This is a genomic window from Litoribrevibacter euphylliae, assembly GCF_042646085.1.
GTDB classification, from domain to species: domain Bacteria; phylum Pseudomonadota; class Gammaproteobacteria; order Pseudomonadales; family Litoribrevibacteraceae; genus Litoribrevibacter; species Litoribrevibacter euphylliae.
Genome location: NZ_JBHRSZ010000007.1, coordinates 128,324 through 148,765, shown reverse-complemented (window position 1 = coordinate 148,765; position 20,442 = coordinate 128,324). Strand labels below are relative to the sequence as shown.

The 20,442-nt window shown below is 46.5% G+C and carries 15 protein-coding genes; 6 read left to right on the top strand and 9 right to left on the bottom strand.

The window, feature by feature from the left end:
• Positions 1 to 62: 62 nt before the first annotated feature.
• The 5 genes from ACFOEK_RS16070 to ACFOEK_RS16050 all read right to left on the bottom strand — a co-directional run bounded on the left by ACFOEK_RS16070 (position 63) and on the right by ACFOEK_RS16050 (position 8,026).
• Positions 63 to 1,061: a 3-oxoacyl-ACP synthase III family protein gene (locus tag ACFOEK_RS16070; RefSeq protein WP_386722486.1), complete on the bottom strand. Its 999-nt coding sequence runs from the start codon at positions 1,059 to 1,061 to the stop codon at positions 63 to 65.
• 194 nt (positions 1,062 to 1,255) lie between these two features.
• Positions 1,256 to 4,081, bottom strand: a complete 2,826-nt coding sequence (locus ACFOEK_RS16065) for a class I adenylate cyclase (RefSeq protein WP_386722485.1) — start codon at positions 4,079 to 4,081, stop codon at positions 1,256 to 1,258.
• A gap of 295 nt (positions 4,082 to 4,376) precedes the next feature.
• On the bottom strand, positions 4,377 to 5,786 hold the full coding sequence (argH, locus tag ACFOEK_RS16060; protein ID WP_386722484.1) for an argininosuccinate lyase: 1,410 nt from the start codon (positions 5,784 to 5,786) through the stop codon (positions 4,377 to 4,379).
• Between the two features lie 194 nt (positions 5,787 to 5,980).
• Positions 5,981 to 6,931, bottom strand: coding sequence for a M15 family metallopeptidase (locus tag ACFOEK_RS16055; RefSeq protein WP_386722483.1), 951 nt, complete (start codon positions 6,929 to 6,931; stop codon positions 5,981 to 5,983).
• A gap of 246 nt (positions 6,932 to 7,177) precedes the next feature.
• On the bottom strand, positions 7,178 to 8,026 hold the full coding sequence (locus ACFOEK_RS16050; RefSeq protein ID WP_386722482.1) for a substrate-binding periplasmic protein: 849 nt from the start codon (positions 8,024 to 8,026) through the stop codon (positions 7,178 to 7,180).
• Positions 8,027 to 8,271: 245 nt separating this feature from the next.
• Here ACFOEK_RS16050 and ACFOEK_RS16045 point away from each other — a divergent pair, with 245 nt between their 5' ends.
• The 6 genes from ACFOEK_RS16045 (at position 8,272) to ACFOEK_RS16020 (ending at position 14,745) form a co-directional block, all read left to right on the top strand.
• Positions 8,272 to 9,282 carry a histidine kinase gene (locus tag ACFOEK_RS16045; RefSeq protein WP_386722481.1) on the top strand — a complete coding sequence of 337 codons (1,011 nt, stop codon included), beginning with the start codon at positions 8,272 to 8,274 and terminating at the stop codon, positions 9,280 to 9,282.
• Positions 9,283 to 9,350: 68 nt separating this feature from the next.
• On the top strand, positions 9,351 to 10,094 hold the full coding sequence (locus ACFOEK_RS16040) for a LytR/AlgR family response regulator transcription factor (RefSeq protein WP_386722480.1): 744 nt from the start codon (positions 9,351 to 9,353) through the stop codon (positions 10,092 to 10,094).
• An 82-nt stretch (positions 10,095 to 10,176) separates the two neighbouring features.
• Positions 10,177 to 11,115, top strand: a complete 939-nt coding sequence (hemC, locus tag ACFOEK_RS16035; RefSeq protein WP_386722479.1) for a hydroxymethylbilane synthase — start codon at positions 10,177 to 10,179, stop codon at positions 11,113 to 11,115.
• 41 nt (positions 11,116 to 11,156) lie between these two features.
• Positions 11,157 to 11,948, top strand: a complete 792-nt coding sequence (locus ACFOEK_RS16030) for a uroporphyrinogen-III synthase (RefSeq protein WP_386722478.1) — start codon at positions 11,157 to 11,159, stop codon at positions 11,946 to 11,948.
• Positions 11,949 to 12,113: 165 nt separating this feature from the next.
• On the top strand, positions 12,114 to 13,460 hold the full coding sequence (locus tag ACFOEK_RS16025) for a uroporphyrinogen-III C-methyltransferase (protein WP_386722477.1): 1,347 nt from the start codon (positions 12,114 to 12,116) through the stop codon (positions 13,458 to 13,460).
• Position 13,461: 1 nt separating this feature from the next.
• A complete protein-coding gene (locus ACFOEK_RS16020) occupies positions 13,462 to 14,745 on the top strand; it encodes a heme biosynthesis HemY N-terminal domain-containing protein (RefSeq protein WP_386722476.1) in 1,284 nt (427 codons plus the stop codon).
• A 96-nt stretch (positions 14,746 to 14,841) separates the two neighbouring features.
• On the opposite strand, the gene ACFOEK_RS16015 is transcribed toward ACFOEK_RS16020, so the two are convergent.
• The 4 genes from ACFOEK_RS16015 to ACFOEK_RS16000 form a co-directional block, all read right to left on the bottom strand.
• Positions 14,842 to 16,425 carry an inorganic phosphate transporter gene (locus ACFOEK_RS16015; protein ID WP_386722475.1) on the bottom strand — a complete coding sequence of 528 codons (1,584 nt, stop codon included), beginning with the start codon at positions 16,423 to 16,425 and terminating at the stop codon, positions 14,842 to 14,844.
• Between the two features lie 208 nt (positions 16,426 to 16,633).
• Complete coding sequence (locus tag ACFOEK_RS16010) at positions 16,634 to 17,647, bottom strand: 2Fe-2S iron-sulfur cluster-binding protein (protein ID WP_386722474.1); 1,014 nt, start codon at positions 17,645 to 17,647, stop codon at positions 16,634 to 16,636.
• Between the two features lie 6 nt (positions 17,648 to 17,653).
• A complete protein-coding gene (ubiD, locus tag ACFOEK_RS16005) occupies positions 17,654 to 19,141 on the bottom strand; it encodes a 4-hydroxy-3-polyprenylbenzoate decarboxylase (RefSeq protein WP_386722473.1) in 1,488 nt (495 codons plus the stop codon).
• A 234-nt stretch (positions 19,142 to 19,375) separates the two neighbouring features.
• Positions 19,376 to 20,428 (bottom strand): hypothetical protein, encoded by a 1,053-nt coding sequence (locus tag ACFOEK_RS16000; protein ID WP_386722472.1) that lies wholly within the window; start codon positions 20,426 to 20,428, stop codon positions 19,376 to 19,378.
• Positions 20,429 to 20,442: the final 14 nt, after the last annotated feature.

The window sequence follows — 20,442 nt, the reverse complement described above, 5'->3', positions numbered from 1 at the left end:
AGGAGAAAGATCCTGCAAAGCTAAGGAATGAGGTTCCTTAGCTTTGCTGAAAGGGCGCGGTATTAGTAACGCATCAGTACTGAGCCCCAGGTGAAGCCGGAACCGAAGGCGGCACAACAGACAAGGTCACCACGTTTGATCTTGCCGGCTTCCAAGGCTTCATTGAAGCACAGAGGAATAGTCGCTGCTGTGGTGTTGCCGTATTTCTGAATGTTGTTGTGAACACGAGTATCATCCAGTTTCAGCTTTTTGGCGACGAACTCATTGATTCGCAGGTTGGCTTGATGAGGAATCAGCATGTCTAAGTCATTAATGCTATAGCCATTGGTTTCCAGTGATTCCAAAATGACCTGTGGTAAACGTGTTACCGCTTGCTTGAAGACTTTCTGTCCTTGCATGGTCGGGAAGTGACGACCAGCATCAATGTCTTCATGGCTGATTCTTGGGAAATACTTACTGCCTGGTTTTTCCAACCATAGGGCTTCAGCATCAGTACCGTCAGCGTAGAGATGCGAGGACAAAATACCCATCTCAGGATCATCGCTGACGCCAACAATAGCAACCCCGGCACCATCACCGAATAAAGACGCGACATCACGACCTTTGGTTGAAATGTCCAAACCGGTGGAATGGATTTCTGAACCTACCACCATGATTTTTTTGTACATGCCGGTTTTGATGAAGTTATCTGCAACCGATAACCCATAAATAAAGCCGGTACATTGCTGACGAATATCCAGAGCAGACAGCGGTTTCAAGCCCAGCTCGCGTTGCAAAAACACGCCAGTGCCCGGGAAGTCGACGTCTGGTGATAAGGTGGCGTAGATGATCATATCGATTTCATCGGCTTCAACTTGAGCTTCGGCTAAGGCTTTTTTCGCGGCCTTGGCGGCCATACCTGCACCGGACTCGCCTTCTTCAACCCAATGGCGTTGTTCGATACCTGTACGTTCGACGATCCATTCGTGGCTGGTTTCCATCCATTGGGTGAGGTCTTGATTGGTTACGATACGAGGCGGAACATAGGTGCCCCAGCCTAGGACTCTACTTCGAATAGTCATGATATTCCTTTTCAATGTATACCGATGGAGATGTTCGCCAGGACGGCGACAGCAATATTCTTTTATGGAGTAAGAATAGACGCATATTCTCCACTTTAGGGATCTTTCCTTCGATAACTTTTGTTAAGAAAGGTTCGATAGCGACTCATTCAGAAGAGTTTAAATATCTCGAACCGTTCTGTGTTATCAGAAAGCTATATTTTAACGGATTGTAAAGCGTGATTCAGGCGCTTTTCTAAGCGACTTTTTTGTCGGAGGTAATGAATGGTTTGCAGGCTACCCGGAGGAAACGGTGTGCTGTCCGACTTAGCCAATTCGAGATCAGTAAGGTAGCAGGGGTAACGCTCTTTATTTTTTCGAATTGAGAGAATGTATTTAGCCACTTCAGTGTAAAGCTGGTCGCCATACTCAAGTTCAGAAAACTCTTCCTGATTACAATACAGCGTAAATTTCAAGCGAGCTTCGGTGGAACCATCACCAATGGCTTGCACGTTAAAGAAGTCGTCCATTCTATTGCTCGGTGCAATGTCCACGGGTCTTAGTTGGAAGCTTTGTTGTTGGGTGCGGATAATTTCCCAGAAATGAATGTTGCGGCTTAATAGCTGACTTTCATTTAAGGTTAATTGTGTTTGCTGCCGGAAGAGTACGGATCGTAGAAATCGCATCAATGGATTCAGTAACGACTCCGGGTTGTTGAAGGGAGTGGTGTAAAACAACAAGGAACCACACTCATCGACAATATAAATTTTGGCGCGGGTAATGGCCGGTTCCAGTTCATAGAAGACTTGAATATGGTCTTTTTGAATAACACGTGAAATGGCATCCAATGGTGTAGATTTCAAGGTGTTGCTGTCGAGAGCAATCGGACTGAAACTCGATTGGGGTGCACCGAGTGCATTAAACAGCTCCGAGATATTGAGGTAGGACTGAATATTTCCCTCATTTTCTTCGGCTTGAAGGACTAAATACTCTTTACCGCACTCGACAATCAGACGGGTATTTTCTGAGTTGTGTATGTTCCCGTAGATCAGGGAAATTTGTTCAGCTAAATGTTTGAGCTTGGTTCGGATCAACGCATTAAATTGCGAACCCAAGCAGCGCACCGAGATCTGAGGGCGCTTTTCTTTCTGCTTCGGGATGCAGTTGATCAGCAGATATAAGCACTGCTTGATGGCGGAATCACCGCTGAAGTGTTTGGTGATGACTTCATTCCAGGAGTTGATCATCACCAGTTCCAACGATTCCACCAGATTCACCTTTTCTTTGCCATAACTGAGCGGATTGGCATTGTCGGCTAAACTCAAGTTGGTTGGCAGGGCTTTCCCGGTGTTGGCTACAATGATGATTTGTTTGTAATACGCGGGTTGCGAAAAAACCTCTTGTTTGAGCTTTTCCTGTGGAAACGGAAGTTGATCCAACACGATATCGACCAGCTGGTGGAGATCGGTTTGACTGATGGCTTGGGTGTTGGTGTCTAAATAGGTGTAGCTGTTCTTACTTAGAATACCGTTCACTCGGCACCAGGACAGCGTTTTAATCAGGGTTTTTGCGCGATAAATGGGCGGTGTAATTAAGCTGACACTGCGACCTGCGTACACTTCCCAGATGTGCTGTTGGCTTTCTTTGTGTTTGTGGTAACTAAAGGTGAGGTCTTGATGCTCAAGAGACTTGGTGATCCCAGGGTTAATAAACTCAATCTTGCCGGGTTTACGTTCAAAGGCGGCGTAGAGCTTCCGGCCGAGAATACTGATGTCACGGGCGCTCATCGTAGACGCAGTACCGTATTGGCGTGCAAAGTCGGTGAGTGAGGTATAGCTTTTGATCAGTTCCGAAACAATGGCTTTACGCTCGGCGGCCACTTGATGTACGTTCCAATGATCTACATTGTCGAGCTGTTCCAGCTTTTCTTGTGACCAGCCCCATTCTTCCAGCAACTGTTGCAGTAAGTTCTCTCGCCAGGTGAGGTGTGGTTGTTCCGAAAACTTACTGGCTTTAATACCGACTTTGAAGTAAAAACAGCGACGAACAATTTCCAGTCTTGGAAGGTCAGGTTTGCGTTTCAAGAAGTTTTCGATGACTCGATACGCCATGATGTAGGGATCGAAATCCACCAATTCGTGCTTGGAATTATGCAACGCTTCTTTAAAACGTTGGCTCAATGGAATGGTGTTGGGGTATTCCGAGGCATAAACATCGGCAATCATCAACTTGATTGCGGACTTATGGGGTGAATCAATGGCTTTATATAGCTGCCACATGCCGGCGCCAAGAAATTCACTGATGGGGAATTCATTGATCGGGCCAAAATCCAAATACTCTTCGGGTTCCACCAATCGACGATCGAAGATGTCTTTCACATAGGCATCGTAAATATGATGCTGTGATAAGGGGACAAACCACCATGCCGGTTTCTTTCCAGCCACCAGAATGGCAGTGCGATAGAACTCATCTAGGAGTAAAAAATGCTGGGTGCTGCCGCAGCTTTCCTCGGTCAATTCGCCTTGTAAACCTGAACGAAACTTTATTGGGTCCATCAGGAAAAAATAGGCCTCGACGCCAAGTTTTTGTGCCCACTCAGTAATCTTTTCACACTTACGACTTAACAGTTCCTGTTCTTCCAGAGGCATTTCTGGGTGAGTACAAATCCAGACGTCAAAGTCACTGCGTCGGGAATGAGCAATGGTGCCGGTGCTGCCCATCAGATAAATGGCCTCAATGGCTCTGTGGCCTCGTTGCTGTTTTTGCCGTTTCAAGGACATGGTGACGTTGCGAGGCAATGACAGTGATTCCCGTCCTGGGCGATAACGACTGATGCCGCAAGGCGTATCTTTATGGCAATAGCCGGGCAGTGACGGATTGTTAAAGTGGAACAACAGTGGCAGTAAGTCGATAAAACCTTGTTGTCTGATGGTCAGTGAGTCACGGGTGCGCTGTAAACGAAGTGCATTAACCTGTAGGAACGTGTCCTCAATGTCCTGAATGGCATTAATATCGGGCAATTCCACAAGTTGTTCCTGCACACGCACTCCGGAGAAGGGTAAAGATTGATTGCTAACCTGAGTATAGCCGTAGATCCTGAAATATGGAGATTCCTACAGCAAACCAGGGTGATTATTCACTTGAAAATGATTCGATTCTTACAGATATATCGACCAAGTGTAAGGGCTTTTAAAGGCACAAAATTAAAAAGAAGAGGAATGGCGAGTTTTGATGGATAAAAGGAGGAGGCATGTAAAGAGGAATAACATAATGGAACAGGACATGGCGATGTCGCAGAATACGACACCGCCAAAAATTGGCTTTAAACCCTGAGGATTATCGGGCTTGCAGCTTCTGTTTGGCTCGGCCTGCCGCCGCCAGTACTTGTGCTGGTGCGGTCCCGCCAATGTGATCGCGGGCGTTGACAGAGCCTTCCAGTGTCAGAATATCAAACACATCTTCGGTGATGGTGTCTGAGAACTGTTGAAGCTCTTCCAACGACATTTCGCTCAAGTCTTTGCCTTGTTCTATGCCGTAACCAACTGACTTACCAACCACTTCATGAGCGTCGCGGAATGGCATGCCTTTACGCACCAGGTAATCGGCAAGATCAGTGGCGGTCGAGAAACCTCGACGTGCGGCTTCACGCATGGCCTCTTCGTTTACCTGGATGGCAGGCACCATGTCGGCGTACGCGCGTAAACAGCCTTTCACGGTATCAATTACATCAAACAGCGGTTCTTTGTCTTCCTGATTATCTTTGTTGTACGCCAGTGGTTGCGCTTTCATCAGTGTCAGCAAACTGACCAGGTGACCATTAACTCGGCCTGTCTTACCGCGCACTAATTCTGGTACGTCCGGGTTTTTCTTCTGAGGCATGATGGAAGAACCTGTACAGAAGCGGTCTGGTAGATCGATGAAGTTAAATTGAGCTGAAGTCCAAAGAATTAACTCTTCAGATGCACGGGATAGGTGAGTCATCAGAAGTGATGACGCCGAACAGAATTCGATGGCAAAGTCACGGTCACTGACCGAATCCAGTGAGTTTTCAGTAGGCGCGTCAAAGCCAAGCAAGTTTGCTGTCATGTGGCGGTCAATTGGATAGGTTGTACCGGCCAACGCCGCTGCACCTAGTGGTGAGCGATTAACACGCTTACGGCAATCCTGGAAACGCTCGAAATCACGTTCCAACATTTCATTCCACGCCATCATATGGTGACCGAAGGTAACCGGCTGTGCCGTTTGAAGGTGAGTGAAGCCAGGCATAATGCTGGTGGCTTCACGCTCTGCCAGCATGATTAAACCTTCTTGAAGGCGTGTGATTTCCTGACAGATGAAATCGATTTCGTCACGAACATAAAGACGAATATCGGTGGCAACCTGATCGTTTCTTGAGCGGCCGGTGTGCAGCTTTTTACCTGTGATACCGATCTTATCGGTCAAGCGTGCTTCAATGTTCATGTGCACATCTTCTAGTGGAATGGACCACTCAAGATTGCCGCTTTCAATGTTTTGCTGAACTTCGTTTAAGCCCTGAACAATTTGGTTAAGTTCATCGGAAGTGAGAATGCCTACTTTCTCTAGCATGGTGGCGTGGGCGATTGAGCCGGCAATGTCCTGACGATACATACGCTGGTCGAATTCGATTGACGCGGTGAACTTTTCAACGAATGCATCAACGCCCTCAGAAAAACGTCCGCCCCATTGGGTATTTGTTGTTTTTGGTGTGTTGGATGAATCAGACATAACTCAGTTTCTCGTCCCATATGCTCAAAATTGCGGCGGATTATAGCACGGCATTAGAGACCACGCTAAAGACCTTAATGTTAACTAAAGATCAAAAACGGGCAGATCAACTAATAAAAGCTCATGCTCATGAGTTGGATAAGAGCTAAGGGGAGGGATAAACCAGCAGGCGAGAATGGTTTTAACTAACGCATTTACGCCAGTTGAATATGCCATGGCTCGTAACGCACACCCAGCATATTGTCTGCGGTGTATCGAATACGAATAATGCCTAGATTGCTCAACTCTTTATAGACAACTGAGTTTTCAAACTCGGCGGTAAAGTTCAGCTTGCCATAGCCACGCTGGCCAACATCAAAGTCGCCTGATGCATGGAAGGAGTATCCAGGAGGCGCCAAAGAGCGTGAGGCGCGGGATAGGTTGCCTTTGCGGTCGATGACTTTTCGGAAATAGAGCTGATATTGTTTAACAACGCTGCGTACACCTGAGGTGAGAATGAGGTCGTCGCCGACTTTCTTTTGCAGCGTCGCTAAGAAGTGTTCTGAGTCGCCTTTAAATAGGTAATGTCCGGAACCTGGAATTTTAACTACTTGTGACGATTTGATCTGGTTGGTGAGATTCTTAACAACTTTGGTACCCATAAAGCCAAGTTCTTGGGCTTCTCGGTAGAACGAGCCTTCAAGAAGAGCGAGCTCGGTCTTGGTGAATTCACCAATGGACGGTGCAGCTTTGGCGTATTTCAGCATGTCATCGAAAGACAGAATATTGAAATGACCATAACCAACGTGTTTCTTGACGCGTTCGATTCTGGCGTAAGTTGCTTTAAGAATTTTCCATTCTTGTTCTGTCACCCAGATATCGCCTTCCAGATCTTCGTCAAAGCGCTGAACTTTCTCTAGCATGCGTTGACGTTCTGCTTCTTCAATGGCTTGAGAGGCATCAGCAATGATCGGGGTTTCTGGTGGAGTAATAATTTCTGGAACTTCTGGTGTCGCAACAACTTGAGGCGTTACCTGAATTTCAGGTACAGGAGGGTTGCCGTGCTTTAAAATGGTATAGGCACTGCCGAAAGCAACTGCAGACGCAGAAGTAGCGTACTCCAGGAATTTTCTTCGAGAAAGTTGAATCTTTTTTTCTACACCCACTATACAACTCTGACCGGCTAGCTAAGTATTATGTAATTCCCTTTGAAGCATCCCTGCGATAGCTTCGTAGAAATTAGCCCTGATACTGACAATATAGACGACAGTACTCAATTTAACTGGTTTTTCGTACCAATACAAAAAAAGATTGAGGCCTGTTACATATGTATATCGGACGTTCATTCTTTGACATTAATTTATTTTATTTGTGTACGAAAACTTGACGTTCTGGCCGATAAAAACACAGTTTTAACATTCTGCACCACAATCCGGTAGGTAGGTTCGGAAAATTCTATCGAGCGAGCCATCTTTTTTTAAGCGTTGAATTGCGGTGTTGATTTGGTCAATAAGGAAGCTGGCCCGCGGGGTTTTCCGAGAAACAAAGACATGGAAGCTCTGTGACGGCAGTTCATCAAAAATCTCGGCCTTGATGGTGTCATCAATCATCGGGCTATCAGTGAACTGAGAACCAAAAGGCACAGCATAGGCGTTTAGTATTACTTCACAGCGTCCGCTTTTAAGTAAACGAAAGGCCGCATGCAGGTCGCTTGCGACAACAGACAGCTGACTGGGTTTGATTTGATACATTTCATAGTTGAATCCGTGTACACCGCACACGGAGAAGTCTTTTAAGTCTGCCAGGTTATTGATGTGTGGTTTTTCATCGAACATAGTATTTGAGTAGAAGTAGGCATTGCCTGTACTGTAAACCGGTTCTGACACTAAAAACTTTTGGGCTCTTTCTTCGCTGTATGAGCCATTAATAAAGACCTCGAATGCCGGTTCCCCTGAGAAATGTTCCACTTGGGAAAGACAGCGCTTCCATGGTTTGAGGTAAATTTGATAATTAAGCTGGGCGGTTGTAAATATCGCTTCAGTTGCGTCAATCATGGCACCTGTCAATTGCTTGTTTTTGGTAAACGCGTAAGGTGGCCACAGATTTTCATCATCACAAACAGCAATGGGAGCCCCTTGGGTTAGGTGGTCTTTGGCTGCTGTAGCGGTGAATGGCAATGCAAGCATCAAAAGGAAAATACTTAGCTTTGATGCGTTCTTGAACAGGGAACTAAACGTTCTGTAGTTCTTAAGCACAGACATAAAAAGTCCTTTTCAAAAGAATCTGGCAATTTAGTGGTGAATGAATGCGCTACTAACTAAATTTGAATGAGAATCAATTTCTACAGTTTAGTCTACTTGTTTTTTTATGTGTTTCGTTATTTGGGTTTTTCGGGTTTGAAAGTTAAACCTAATTCCGGATTTGTATTACCATTTGCGGTAGGTTGTTGATATTTAGGGAACTTATTTATTGGTTTCTGGCATTTTTAATATTGGATGGGTACAAAATGGACAGTAAGAATCCTACTTATTTCTTACCTGACTTATGTAAGAGTGCCAGCCTGGGCGCACTAGTGATCCTTGCTGAAGCCATTGCGTTTGTGGTGCTGTTGTTAAAACCGTGGGATCAGATTTCACTTGAGTTGTTAGGCTGGCTTTCGTTGTTCCTGCAATGGGTCACACTAACATGTGCGGCGTTGCTTTGTAGCATGCGGAAATACCTGATGCAATTGCCGGATGCGGTTTCGGCGGTCATTAGTTATTTTGTTATTGTTGCCGTGGTTATGATCATGTCCATGTTGTTAGTGTGGTTGCAGGAAGATGCCATCGATTGGACGCATGTGTTTAAGAATGGCTTGGTTGCTGCACTGATCAGTGCCTTATTGATTCGCTATTTGTATGTCAGAGCAGAGTTGACTCAACGGGCCAAAGCAGAACTTGAAGCGAGAGTCGATGCTTTGCAATCGCGAATTCGACCACATTTTTTGTTCAATAGTATGAACACTATTGCCAGCTTAATAATGGTTGATCCAGAAAAAGCAGAGCGCGCAGTAGAAGACCTGTCGAGTTTGTTTCGGGCCACTTTGGGAGAACACAAGTCTCAGGTGGCGTTTTCTGAAGAAGTCAGTCTGTGCAAAAAATATTTGTCGATGGAAAGTTTAAGGCTCGGGGATCGTCTTGACATCGAATGGGACATTGACGGGCTCTCTAAAACTACGCCGATCCCGTTACTTACTCTGCAACCAGTTCTTGAAAACGCCATTTACCACGGTATTCAAACCTCGTCACAGCCGGGTTGGATCAAAGTGAAAGCCAGCTACGATAAGACCGACTCGAACGTTATTATCGTGGTATCGAACTCCATTCCTGATACGGCTCATATTAAGCATAAAGGCCAGAACATGGCGCTCAATAATATTCGCGCTAGACTAAAAGCAATATATGGCGAGAGTGCTAAAGTCGAAGGACGCAATACGGAAGATTGTTATGTGTCGACAATCATCTATTCTTTGAAATAGTGCAAATCCCAATGTTTGATCCCTCAAGAATACGAGCCAAGAATTACGGAATAGGTACGGATTAGTATATGCGAGTTCTAATTGTTGATGATGAGCCATTAGCTCGTGAACGACTCAAACGAATGGTGGATGAATTACCTGACTATCAGGTCGTTGCCACTGCCGAAAATGGTAATGATGCAATTGGACAAGTGGAATCTGCTCGCCCAGAAGTAGTGTTAATGGACATTCGTATGCCGGAAATGGATGGTTTACAGGCGGCTGCTAAATTGGTTGATCAGAAGCACCCCCCGGCAGTGATTTTTTGTACGGCGTATGACGAATATGCAGTCGAAGCCTTTGATGTCCAGGCGTTAGGTTATTTAATGAAGCCTGTGAACAAAGAAGAGTTGGGCCAGGCGCTGGCGCGAGCCACAAAGTTAAATAAAGCACAGCTTTCAGCTCTAGGTAAACCGTCTAAGGATCAAGAGGAAGTACCTGCACGTTCGCATATCAGTGCTCGAACTCATCGAGGATTGGAGCTCATACCGATTGAAGACATTTTCTACTTTCGGGCCGATCAGAAGTATGTGACGGTTCATCATCATCACGGTGAAGTGTTAATTGATGAAACCCTAAAAGATCTCGAAAAAGAGCTTGAGGCGCGCTTTTATCGCATTCACCGGAACTGTCTGGTTTCCGTGAATCACTTGGAAGCCATGGAACGATCAACGCAAGGCCAGCACAAAGTAAAGATTCGTGGGCTGGATGAAAGTTTGGATGTCAGCCGTCGCCACGTTTCTGGTTTGAGAAAATTGATGCAAACTCTTTGATGTCTGTCAGTATTTCAGTTTTTACTGATCTTACCTCTCTGGTAGCATAGGGTCTCTTTAGAAATATTGGTTTGAGAATACTATGACTACCAAAACCCTTCGAATTGCAACGCGCAAAAGTCCTTTGGCTTTATGGCAAGCGGAATACGTGAAAGAACGCTTGTTGGCTGTTCATCCAGAATTAACTGTTGAGTTGGTTGCGATGTCGACACGTGGCGACAAAATCCTGGATGCGCCTTTGGCTAAAGTCGGTGGCAAAGGCTTGTTTGTGAAGGAGTTGGAACGGTGTCTACTAGACGGCGAAGCCGACATTGCCGTGCACTCAATGAAAGATGTGCCGATGGAGTTTCCTGAAGGTTTAGGTTTGTCGGTGATTTGTGAGCGCGAAGACCCAAGAGACGCCTTTGTGTCGAACCACTATAAGAGCCTTGATGAGTTACCACCAAAGTCCGTGGTGGGCACTTCAAGTTTACGTCGTCAGTGTCAGTTGATGCAGAAACGCCCGGATCTGGAAGTTAAGTGGTTACGTGGTAATGTTCAAACCCGGTTATCGAAGCTGGATGACGGTCAGTACGATGCGATCATTTTGGCAACTGCCGGTCTGTTACGCCTGAAGATGGAAGATCGCATTGCGGAACGCATCAGTACCGATACCAGTTTGCCCGCAGGTGGTCAGGGCGCAGTTGGTATTGAATGTCGAGTGGATGATGCCGAGACCATTGAATTGCTGAAGCCCTTGCATGATGACGCGACAGCGACTCGTGTTTATGCAGAACGCGCCATGAATCGTCGTTTGGAAGGCGGTTGTCAGGTACCTATTGCGTGCTATGCCGAGTTGCAAGGTGATCAAATCTGGTTACGAGGTTTAGTTGGCTCGCCGGATGGAACAACGGTGCTTCGTCATGAAATACGTGGTGATGCTGCTGATCCTGAAAAATTAGGCATTGAGGTTGCTGAGGAATTACTCAAGCAAGGTGCGCAAGATATTCTTGATGAAGTCTATAATTCAGATCAGGAGTAAGTCGTTTTTGATCTGACTCCAAACATCCTCAGTTTCATCCTATGAAATTACTGATCACTCGTTCTGAACCCCATGCAACCCAGCTTTCGGATACGCTCCAAAAGCTGGGATCGCAATCCATCCGCGTCGATACATTTCATGTTCCAGTGATGGTCATTGAGCCTCTCGCCTTGTCCGGGGTGTCCAAAAGTCAGCTACTTAATCTCGATACGTTTGATATCGTCATTGTGATCAGTGCTAATGCCGCTGAATTATTGGCCACGCACATTGATCATTACTGGCCACAGTTACCCATTGGTATTGAATGGGTGGCGATCGGCCAAGCGACGGCCAATGCCTTATCCAAACACATTCCAGAACTGGTGGCTTCAGACATTCATGTGCCCAGTGGCACTGACAGTGAAGCTTTGATGCATCTCGATGTGTTTCAGACGTTAAAAGATAAGAAGGCGTTGTTGGTGAAAGGCCAAGGTGGTCGTGACCTGATTCGAAATACTGTTGTCGAACGAGGCGCCAAGGTGACGGAATTACCGCTCTACCAACGACAGCCTGCAATGGCACATGCCGAAACCTTAGCAGAGGCATTCCGCGAACCTTTGGACATCATTCAGGTGGCCAGTGGCGACAGCTTTTTGAATATGGTAGCTATGCTGGAAGGGCGAATAGATCGTCAATGTCTGTATTCTTCCACACTCTGTTGGTTGGTTCCGAGTGTACGCGTTGCTCAAGTTTTGGTATCCAACGGTATTCCCGAATCTGCGATTAGAGTTTGTGATGGTGCCTCCAACGACGCAGTGTTAACGGCTGTTGAAGGTTTGATAGCGAATCATTGAGAGCTTACCTATCAAAAGACGTGGCTTAAAAGTCGCTTAATTCCACACGACAAGGTTATACTTTGCTAATAACGTATCATGTGTTGTGTAACCCGCGAGTATGAGCGGTTCATTCCCGATATGATTGTTTTAGATGAATGTGTTGGCTGAAGGAGAGGCGCTTGGATGCAAGATTCAGATAAACAGAATAAGCCTGATCAGGTGGATGATAATCGTGAGGATAGCTCACAAGCCTCTGATAACCCTTCTACTGACAAATCAGATGATACTAAAACGGATCAACAAAATGAGCCTTCGTTGTCTAAGGCGTCGTCTGACACATCGATAACGTCTCCAGACAAGGCATCTGCCGCGGCCGAGAATACATCGACTAAGCCTATACAACCTACAGCGCCAAAACCTGGTGCATCTCATAATGCTTCCGCGACCTCTCGGTCGGTACCACCGACATCTTCGAATAAGGCTTCTGGCTTGCTGGTGGGGGCTTTACTTGTGCTGCTGATGGCTATGGGTGGCGTGGGTTATTGGTTGTGGATGAATCTACAAAGCTTCCAGGATGAACTGGTTACTCTTAAAAATACTCAAGCCCAGCTTAAGCTTACCGTAAATAACCATGATCAGGGCGTTCAACAGTTGTCGTCTGGCCAAACAGCATCGGTTGCATCTCTGACAGAGCTCATGGTTGATAATGAGCGCCAGAAAAAGCAGATGGTATATTTGTCTGAACAGATGGCCAGTTTGACCGGTGTCCGTCGTCAAGATTGGGAAATTGCCCGCTTAGAATACCTGTTACGCCTAGCGTCCCAGCGGTTGCAGTTAGATGGTGATCTTGAAGGGGCTAAATCTACGTTGTTGGCGGCTGACGTTTATTTGACCACACTTGATGACCCACGGTTATTGCCAGTTCGTAAGCAGGTGGCTAAAGATTTATTACTGTTGAATCAGGTTGAGCGTGGTGATCGTGCCGGTACTTATCTTGCCCTTGATGCCTTGATTGATTACGTCCCGTCCTTACAACCGGATAAGCCACAGTTCGAAGTTAAGCCTGTTGAAATTGCCTCTGCCGATTCAATGGGCTTTGTGGATTGGGTGTCCAAAAAGCTGGAAGGCCTCGTGCGTATTACGGCCAGCGAAGTCAAACCGAAAGCCAGTTGGTTATCACAAGATGCCAAGGCGCAATTTAATGCCATGTTGACCTTGCGTTTGTTGCATGCCCAGCAGGCGCTCATGTCTGAAGATCAAAAAGTCTATGACAGTGCCTTGGCTCAAGCCAAAGAGTTGGTCGACACTCTTTATCTAGGGCGTAAAGACACTCAATCTTTTATTGAACAGCTTTCTGAGTTGCAAACACGCCAGATAACTATGGCGGATGTGGATATCAGTGGCTCTCATAAAGTGCTTAAGGCGTATCTTGAAGAAGCTCAGCGTGCGATTTATGAACAAGTACAACGTTCTATGATTCAAGGAAAGGGTGAGGCTTCGTCATCCGGCAACAAGGAAGAAGGAAACTGATATGCGAGGAATCGTGCTGTTTGCGGTTGCGTTCCTGTTGATTGGTGGCGGTTTCGTTTATTTAGCCAGTGATGACAAAGGCTATGTATTACTGAGTTACTCTGGTTATACGTTCGAGACCAGCTTCTGGTTCGCGCTTTTAATGGCTTTGGTTGGTTTAAGTATTTTTTACTGTGTTATCCGTGTCTTTAATATCTTGGTATTAGCCCCAAAAACCATTCGCTTTTGGAATAAAGAGCGTATTCGGAAGCGTGCCTTATTTACTGCGATGGAAGGACTGGTGGAATACACTCAGGCCAACTGGAGTAAGTCGGAGAAGCTATTAAAAGGCAGTTTAAAAGATTCCAAGCACCGGATTATCCATTACTTAGCGATGGCTCGGGCCGCTCAAGAACAAGGTAAAACTGAGGAATGCGACAGCTTGTTGGCTACAGCGTTGAACGAATGTCCCAAGCATGAGTTGGCTATTTATCTGGCACAGGCGGAAATTCAGCTGGACAGAGGGATGTACGAACAGGCTTTGGCTACGTTAGTCCGAGCGCGTGAATTGGCTCCGAATCATAGGTACCTGTTGAAACTACAAAGCACCGCATATCTGAAACTCAAAGATTGGGTGCACCTTAAAAACTTATTACCAGAGCTGAAGAAGCGTAAGGCGCTGACGGACAGTGAAATCAACACACTGGAACGTCGTATCACTAAGTCCTTCCTGACCGATAAAATGCAGGCCGTGTCTAAATCCTCGGATAAGGAAGAAGCGTATCAGGAGCTTCAAAGGTTTTGGCGGTCGCTGCCTGTTTCTATGCAGACTGACTCCCGCACTGTTATCCATTATGTGAATTTCTTGCGGCAAGTGGATCAGGAAGCTCAGGCAGAGCGCGTGATTCGTCACTTCCTGCGGGATGAGTGGGTGGATAAGTTAGTTTACCTCTACGGTCAAATCAAAGGTGATGATGTGGCGCGTCAGCTTTTAGAAGCAGAACGCTGGTTACAGGAACGTCCTCACAGTGCGGTGCTGATGTTAACACTTGGTCGTTTGTGTTTGGCGAATCAGCTGTGGGGTAAAGCGCGCGAGTACTTCGAAATCAGCTTACGATTGGATCAGAATGCCGAGATTTACGGCGAAATGTGCCGTTTGCTCGGTCACTTAGGCGAGTACGAGAAATCCAACCAATATTTTCGTCAGGCCGTTTCCATGATGACGGACGGTTTACCTGATTTACCTATGCCTAAACCTAGAAGTGGCGTGGGTGAGTTTGAGTTCAATCCTGATCTTGAAGAGTAAGTTGATACGCTCTTTGATTAGGGTTGGGTACATATGAAGATGAAATAAAAAAGCCACCTCTAACGGTGGCTTTTTTGATCATGATGACAACTTAGATTAGCTGGATGCCATACCACGAATGGTGAAGAAGATGATGGCTGCTAAGATACCTGACGCAGGTACGGTAATGATCCATGCCGCAGCAATTTTCATCAAAGCAGAACGTTTCACCAACTCTTCCTTATAAACACGTTTTAGACGCTTTCTTTCTGATTTGCTCAGGAAAACATCTGTCTTGCGCTTTTTCAGTTGGCGAATCATTTGTGCCATTTCTTCAACGGACGCATTCTTGAAGTCTGCCAGGAAATGTTCGATACGTTCCTTTTCTGCGCCTTCGTGGTGATCAACGATAGTGTGAAGCTGGCTCGCGTAGCTGGTTTTCATATACTCACGAAGGAAGCCAACACCGAATACGCCACCTACGGCGATGTGGGTCGAACTTACTGGCAAGCCCAACTGGGATGCAATGATCACGGTAATCGCTGCCGCCATCGCAATACAGAAGGCGCGGGTTTTATCTAGCTCAGTAATTTCTGTGCCGACAGTGCGAATCAGTTTAGGGCCAAACAAGACTAAACCAAGGGCAATACCCAATGCTCCCACCATCATGACCCATAAAGGAATGCTAGCTTTGGTCACTACGCCTTGGCTAAGAACCGCTTCATTAATGGCTGCTAATGGGCCAATCGCGTTAGCTACGTCGTTTGCACCGTGAGCGAAACTTAACAACGCAGCGGCAATGATTAGGGGAACAGTAAAGAGGCTGTTTACACCGTCTTTTTCTTCCAGAACGTTATTAGTCTCGATCTTGTCTGCTTTTCGGCTGATGAGTGGCTTTGAAATTAGCCAGGTTGCGAAAGCAATACCCAACCCTGTCAGTGCTGCGACTTCAATGCCTGGTTTCCAGATCTTCTTAAGACCTTTCATGATCAAGTAGGTAGAGAACGCCCACACCATCAGCATGATCAGGAGAGGAACAACTCGCTTGGCTGAGGCCAGCATGTTGTGTCGAGTGACCACTGTGCGTTTAATAATATAGAGGAAGAGGGCTGCAATCAGACCGCCCAATACCGGTGAAATCACCCAGCTGGCAGCAATTGCGCCCATTTTAGACCAGTTGGCAATGCCGAATCCGCCAGCCGCAATACCAGCTCCTAACACACCACCAACGATTGAGTGAGTCGTCGAAACGGGTGCACCTAAGTACGTTGCTAAGTTTAGCCAAAGCGCTCCAGCCAATAAGGCCGCCATCATTAACCAGATAAAGGTGTCTGGATCTGATATCGACTCAGGGTTAATGATCCCTTTTTTAATGGTTCCGACGACATCTCCGCCAGCGATCAAGGCGCCACCGGCCTCAAATAAAGCTGCGATGATGAGCGCTCCGGTGAGCGTTAACGCTTTTGAACCAACAGCAGGTCCAACATTATTGGCAACATCGTTAGCACCAATGTTGATGGCCATATAGCCACCGATCATGGCTGCAAAAATTAAGAGATAACCGCCTTCAATACCTTCAGTACGGAAAGCTGTGAACAGGAAAATACCTGCAAGGAAGAGTAAACAGAGACCCAGACGGATAAGTTCTGGCTGATAGGAGTTTGTAGCTTTTTCGAGTTGGTTTAGGTTTCTAAATTCCATAAAAGAACTCTCAGTGCATCTTTAGTTGGAGCCGATTGCTCATTTGGCGCGCAGTGTAAAATAAATGAAATTAAAATGTCACAAAAAGTTTGTAAGGAGAGGCGCTGGTTGTCTGAAAAACAGGCAGGATGATCTGGGAAGTGTTCACTGCTTTGCCTCTAAGCTCAGTTCTTAAGTTTAGAATCAAAGCGGTGAAGTTGACGGGTGATTAAGTACGAGGAGCGTAATCAAACACGTCTGAGTAGCAATCTCGTTGGTTCAGGCCATCGTCGGTTAGGGCGTCCAGAATGCCATAGACAAAGTTGGGTGAGCCGCAAAAGAAGGCAGAGCATTGTGATAGATTTTGAAATCGTTCCATGATGAGGTCTTCGATTAGACCACTGTAACCATCCCAGCCTTGATTGGTGTCACGGACAATCGGGTAGTAGTGAATCAACCCCTGTTCTTGCCATTGTTGTGCTAGTTCTGTCGCGTAGAGATCAGCGGGTTGTTTACCAACCCAGAACAGATGAAGGGTTGGTCGATCCGTTTCTTCAGCCAGAGCTTCAATTAAACTTTTCATTTGAGCAAAGCCAGTTCCCGCTGCAATTAATAAAACGTCTTTTTTGAGGGTATGACGTTCAATTGGGAGATAGCAATTCCCCATAGGTAACTTGACCCGAATTGAAGGACGGTTTTGCAGTTGTTCAATGATGTATTGCGCGCTTTGGTTTTCTTGATGGACCTGAATGTGAAGCTCAATGGTGCGGCCTCTTGGTGCGCAGGCAATGGTAAATGGATAGCTGTTACCATCTTCAGGCAGTAGTTCTAAATATTGGCCTGCGTGAAACTCAGGGTATTTCCCAGCTGGTGCAAGCAGGGCAACTTGGAAGACGTCTTCATTTAATTGAGTCACTTGTTCGATCTGGCAGGCTATGGTTTGCAATTTAAATTCTCCAGGGCCTCTAAAGGCCTTAATACCAATGGTTAAATCTGTAAGTGGCGTTGCTATACAGTATAAGAGGTTATGCTGAGTTGGTGGTGCTGAAACAGTTTGTCCACTCTTTAAACGAACTGTTCCCGCTAATAGATCACCGTAACAGACTTCACATACACCATTGGTGCAGGCATTGGGCACAAAACAATGCTGTTGGAGTGCTGCCTCCAGAACGGTCTGATCGTCTTTACAGAAGAACGTGTGTGAACTGGTGGTTGTGATCTTAAAGTTTGTTGTGTTTGTCATCCGTCTTTAAAAGGGCTTGCCGTCAGGTAAGTCGATACCCAAACTATCCCAGATGTCATCGATTCGAGCTACTATCTCAGGATCTTTCTCAATCGGACGTCCCCACTCTCGGTCTGTTTCACCCTGCCACTTGTTGGTGGCGTCGAAGCCAATTTTGGACCCTAATCCAGACACAGGTGAGGCGAAATCGAGATAATCAATTGGGGTATTTTCGATCATCACGGTATCGCGTGCCGGGTCCATGCGTGTGGTCATCGCCCAGATGACATCATTCCAATCACGTGCATTCACATCGTCGTCACAGACAATCACAAACTTGGTGTACATGAATTGACGAAGGAACGACCAAACGCCCATCATCACTCGTTTGGCGTGACCCGGATATTGTTTCTTCATAGTCACAACTGCAAGTCGATAAGAACAGCCTTCGGGTGGTAGGTAGAAATCGACCACTTCTGGGAATTGCTTTTGGAAGATTGGAACAAATACTTCGTTCAGAGCTACACCTAACACTGCTGGCTCGTCGGGAGGACGACCGGTATAGGTGCTGTGATAAATCGGGTTTTTACGATGAGTGATACGCTCGACGGTGAATACTGGGAACTGATCTACTTCGTTGTAGTAACCGGTGTGGTCACCGTAAGGCCCTTCGTCGGCCATTTCACCGGGGTAAATGTACCCTTCCAGCACGATTTCAGCACTGGCCGGGACTTGCAGATCGTTGCTGATGCTTTTTACTAATTCGGTTTTACTGCCTCTGAGTAAACCGGCAAATGCGTATTCCGATAAGGTATCTGGAACCGGAGTCACGGCTCCCAGAATAGTCGCCGGGTCTGCTCCGAGAGCTACGGACACAGGGAAAGGTTCACCAGGGTGTGTTTCTTGCCATTCTCTAAAATCTAAGGCTCCGCCACGGTGAGACAACCAGCGCATGATGAGCTTGTTCTTACCAATCAATTGCTGACGATATATGCCCAAATTTTGGCGTTCTTTGTGTGGCCCTTTGGTAATGACTAAAGGCCAGGTCACAAGCGGTGCGGCGTCACCCGGCCAGCAGGTTTGGATCGGAATCTTAGTCAGGTCAACATCCTCACCTTCAATGACGACCTCCTGACAAGGGGCTTTGGACACCACTTTTGGGCCCATTTTGAGTACTTGTTTGAATAGCGGAAGTTTCGACCAGGCGTCTTTTAGGCCTTTCGGTGGTTCAGGTTCTTTAAGAAATGCGAGTAACTGCCCTATGTCTCTCAATGCGGTGACGTCGGTTTGCCCCATGCCCTGAGCAACGCGTTGTGGTGTACCAAAGAGGTTCGCCAACACTGGCATGTCATAGCCTTTCGGGTTTTCGAAGAGAATGGCTGGTCCGCCTGCTCTTAATGTCCGGTCACAGATTTCAGTCATTTCAAGGTTGGGATCAACTTCTGCTTTTACCCGAACCAGATCGCCGCTTTTTTCGAGAGCGTCGATGAAGTCTCGCAAATCGTTGTATTTCATAAGAATCGTTTCTAACCCGAATGCTACTTTTATTAAGTACGTATTATTAAGCACTGTATCTCAAGCACTGCTGATTAAGTGCTCTTATTAAAGAGTAATGGTCTGCTCGTACATTAATCAGTAGCGCGGAATTATCGCGGATTCCGAAAGTGAAAGAAAGGCTTAGTGATTTGATTGGTTTTTGTATGAGGTAAGGTAAAGAAAAGCCTGCCCATGAAGGGCAGGCGAGAGAGGTTAGAATTGTGCGACGATGGCTGTATTACCGCCACCTCCACCTTGAACCACGGTAGCTGTGTTCAATGCACCTGACTGAGTGACACTGACCAAGTTGCCGGAACCTGAAGCTCCTACCCCGGTTTGTACTACAGTAGCCATTTGTTCTGTGCCAAATTGATCAATGTCTGTAGTGTTGTATGCACCGTCTTGTGTGACATCCAACTCATTAAGTGAATCCGTTTGGAAGGTATCCACCAAACTGGAGTCGCTGGTCTGCGAGACAGTTGCGACGTTCTCTTCACCAAATTGAGTCACCATAACGGTAGAGCCGATCGCAAAGGTTTGATCAACCGTGGCCATTAAGAACATACCGTCTTGGCTGACAGTCGCCGATGTGAAGTCACTGATGGATGTTTGTGTAATTGTTGCTGTATTCTCTTCCCCTAATTGATGTATGCCTGCACTTGAGAACCAGGAGTCATCCTGTAGGATGGTTGCGGTTAGGAAGTCACCGGTTTGTGTAATGGTGGCTGTGTCGCCTTGAGTCGCGCTTTGTGTGATCGTTGCTGTGGAATCATCCGCATCATCTTGAACAATGGTCGCAGTATTTAACGCCCCAAAGTTAGAGAGCTGATAAACAGTAGCGGTTGATGTGTGAGCATGATCTTGTGAAATGTAAGCACTATCCAGCGATGTACCGCCCAACTGATTGATGGATGCAAGAGTGAAGTCCGAAATGTCTACTTGGTCGATTTCAGCGGTATTATCCGAGCCATCTTGGTAGATTTCAGAGGTTGAAAGCCAAGAGTCTCTTTGATGAATATCAGCACTGTTACCGGTACCAGTTGTATCAATAATTGCATACATAGGCAGGACGCTACTCTCTTGCAGTACAGTTGCAGAGTTTAGATCACCGTCTTGTGTGACTGTAGCTTCGGCCGCACTAACTGCCGTTTGCGTGACCGCTGCCGTGTTTGTACCACCGGTTTGAGTGACGGTGGCGGTGCTGCCTGCCGCAAAAGCTTGCGAACTGGCTGCAATGGATAGGGCTAAAAGGGTTATTTTTCTCATGATTCTACCCTCGA